Genomic DNA, 3,332 nt, shown 5'->3' with positions numbered 1-3,332 from the left:
TCATGGATGATCTGTTGCGGGAGTTTTTGACGGAGACCAGCGAGAGCCTGGACACCGTCGACAATCAGCTGGTGAAGTTCGAGCAGGAGCCGAACAACGCCAAGATTTTGGACAACATCTTCCGCCTCGTTCACACCATCAAGGGCACTTGCGGCTTCCTCGGCCTGCCCCGGCTCGAAGCGCTGGCGCATGCCGGCGAGACGCTGATGGGCAAATTCCGCGACGGCATGCCGGTGAAGGCCGAAGCGGTGACGGTGATCCTGTCCTCGATCGACCGCATCAAGGAGATTTTGGCCGGCCTGGAGGCGACCGAAGCCGAGCCGGAGGGGACCGACCGCGACCTCATCGATCAGCTGGAAGCGATGGTCGAGCAGGGCATGGCCGCTATGGCCGCGGGCGCCGCCGCTCCCGTTGCCGAGGCGCCGCCGCTGGTGCCGGAAGCCCCGGCCGCCACTGCTCCCGCAAAAGAAATGACCTCCGGCTCGCTGGTCGACCAGACCCTGGAGCGCCCCTTGCGCCCGGGCGAAGTCTCGCTCGACGAGCTCGAGCGCGCCTTCCGCGAGACCGCGATCGAAGCGCCGGCGCCCGCCGCTCAGGCTGAGGCCGCGCCCGCTCCAAAGGCTGAGGCTGCGCCGGCTGCTGAAGCGCCTGCCGCCAAGGAAGCTGCAAAGGAAGCCAAGCCCGCCAAGGAGAAGGCCGCGCCGAAGAAGTCGATGGCCGACGAGAATGCCGGCGAGGGCGACCGCATCGCCAACCAGTCGATCCGCGTCAACGTGGATACGCTGGAGCACCTGATGACCATGGTCTCCGAGCTGGTCCTGACCCGCAACCAGCTGCTGGAGATCTCCCGCCGCAACGAGGACACCGAGTTCAAGGTGCCCTTGCAGCGCCTCTCCAACGTCACCGCCGAGCTGCAGGAAGGCGTCATGAAGACGCGCATGCAGCCGATCGGCAATGCCTGGCAGAAGCTGCCCCGCATCGTCCGCGACCTCTCGAGCGAACTCGGCAAGCAGATCGAGCTGGAGATGCACGGCGCCGACACCGAGCTCGACCGCCAGGTGCTCGATTTGATCAAGGACCCGCTCACCCACATGGTGCGCAACTCCGCCGATCATGGCCTCGAGACCCCCGCCGAGCGTCTCGCCTCCGGCAAGGGCGAGCAGGGCACCATCCGCCTGTCCGCCTATCACGAGGGCGGCCACATCATCATCTGCATCGCCGACAACGGAAGAGGCCTCAACACCGAGAAGATCAAGGCCAAGGCGATCTCCTCAGGTCTCGTCACCGAGGCCGAGCTGGAGAAGATGTCGGAAGCCCAGATCCACAAGTTCATCTTCGCGCCGGGCTTCTCCACCGCGGCCGCCATCACCTCGGTCTCCGGCCGCGGCGTCGGCATGGACGTGGTGCGCACCAATATCGACCAGATCGGCGGCACCATCGACATCAAGTCGGTGGCCGGCGAGGGCTCCTCCGTCACCATCAAGATCCCGCTGACGCTGGCGATCGTCTCGGCGCTGATCGTCGAGGCCGCCGGTGACCGCTTTGCGATCCCGCAGCTCTCGGTGGTCGAGCTGGTCCGCGCCCGCGCCAACTCCGAGCACCGCATCGAGCGTATCAAGGACACCGCCGTCCTGCGTCTGCGCAACAAGCTGTTGCCGCTGATCCATTTGAAGAAGCTCCTCAAGATCGACGACGGCGCGGCCTCCGATCCCGAGAACGGCTTCATCGTGGTGACCCAGGTCGGCAGCCAGACTTTTGGCATCGTCGTGGATGGTGTCTTCCATACGGAAGAGATCGTCGTGAAGCCGATGTCCACAAAACTGCGTCACATCGACATGTTCTCCGGCAACACCATTCTGGGCGATGGCGCCGTCATCATGATCATCGACCCCAACGGCATCGCCAAGGCGCTCGGCGCCGCCGGCTCCTCGGCCCATGACATGGGCGACGAGAACGGTGCGCACCACATCGGCTCGGGCGAGCAGACCACTTCGCTCCTCGTCTTCCGCGCCGGCTCCTCGCAGCCCAAGGCGGTCCCGCTCGGGCTCGTCACGCGCCTGGAAGAGCTGCCCGCCGACAAGATCGAGTTCTCCAACGGCCGCTACATGGTGCAGTACCGCGAGCAGCTGATGCCGCTCGTGGCCATGGAAGGCGTCACCATCGCCAGCCAGGGCGCCCAGCCGATCCTGGTGTTCGCCGACGACGGTCGTTCCATGGGCCTCGTCGTCGACGAGATCATCGACATCGTCGAGGAAAGGCTCAACATCGAGGTCGGCGGATCCTCCTCCGGCATCCTCGGCTCGGCCGTGATCAAGGGCCAGGCCACCGAGGTGATCGACGTCGGCCACTTCCTCCCGATGGCGTTCTCCGACTGGTTCACCCGCAAGGAGATGAAGCCCTCGCTGCACTCGCAGTCGGTGCTGCTGGTCGACGACAGCGCCTTCTTCCGCAACATGCTCGCGCCCGTGCTGAAGGCGGCCGGCTACCGCGTCCGCACCGCGCCGACCGCGCAGGAGGGCCTCGCGGCCTTGCGCGCCCAGACCTTCGACGTGGTCCTCACCGACATCGAGATGCCCGACATGAACGGGTTCGAGTTCGCCGAGACCATTCGCTCCGACAACAATTTCGGCTCGATGCCGATCATCGGCCTGTCGGCGCTGGTGTCGCCGGCCGCGATCGAGCGCGGCCGTCAGGCCGGCTTCCACGACTATGTCGCCAAGTTCGACCGTCCCGGTCTGATCGCGGCGCTGAAGGAGCAGACCGCGGGCGCCGCCGGCGCCTCCGAGCTGAGCCGGGCAGCGGCGTAAGAGCATGATCCGGAAAAGTGTGAAGCGGTTTTCCGACAAGATCATGCTCAGATAAACTCTGGGATCAGGAGAGACACATGACCAGCAAGACCCAGTCCGCCGAAGGCGCCATGGTCGAATACGTCACCGCGATGATCGGCGGCCAGCTGTTCGGCCTGCCGATCTCCCGCGTCCAGGACGTGTTCATGCCCGAGCGCGTCACCCGCGTTCCCTTGTCCTCGCGCGAGATCGCGGGCGTGCTCAACCTGCGCGGCCGCATCGTCACCGTGGTCGACATGCGCGCCCGTCTCGGTCTGCCGCAGCCCGAGGACGGCAAGGTGCCGATGGCGGTCGGCGTCGATCTGCGCGGCGAATCCTATGGCCTCCTGATCGACCAGATCGGCGAGGTGCTGCGCCTGCCCGAAGCCGGCATGGAAGAGAACCCCGTCAACCTCGATCCCCGCATGGCCAAGCTTGCCGGCGGCGTCCATCGCCTCGACGGTCAGCTCATGGTCGTCCTCGACGTCGACCGCGTCCTCGAGCTCG

General features: G+C 66.0%; 2 protein-coding genes. Both read left to right on the top strand.

The window, feature by feature from the left end; all coding sequences use genetic code 11:
• Positions 1 to 2: 2 nt before the first annotated feature.
• Entirely contained in the window at positions 3 to 2,807 is a 2,805-nt protein-coding gene (locus tag Q0743_RS00010) for a hybrid sensor histidine kinase/response regulator (protein ID WP_298239552.1), read from the top strand.
• A gap of 77 nt (positions 2,808 to 2,884) precedes the next feature.
• Positions 2,885 to 3,332 (top strand): chemotaxis protein CheW (locus Q0743_RS00005; protein ID WP_298239551.1); only part of this gene is annotated, 448 nt, incomplete at its 3' end.

The organism is uncultured Bradyrhizobium sp., assembly GCF_936943645.1.
Classification (GTDB): Bacteria; Pseudomonadota; Alphaproteobacteria; order Rhizobiales; family Xanthobacteraceae; genus Bradyrhizobium.
The sequence above is the reverse complement of the archived record's forward strand: the minus strand, read 5'-3'. Positions and strand labels throughout refer to the sequence as shown.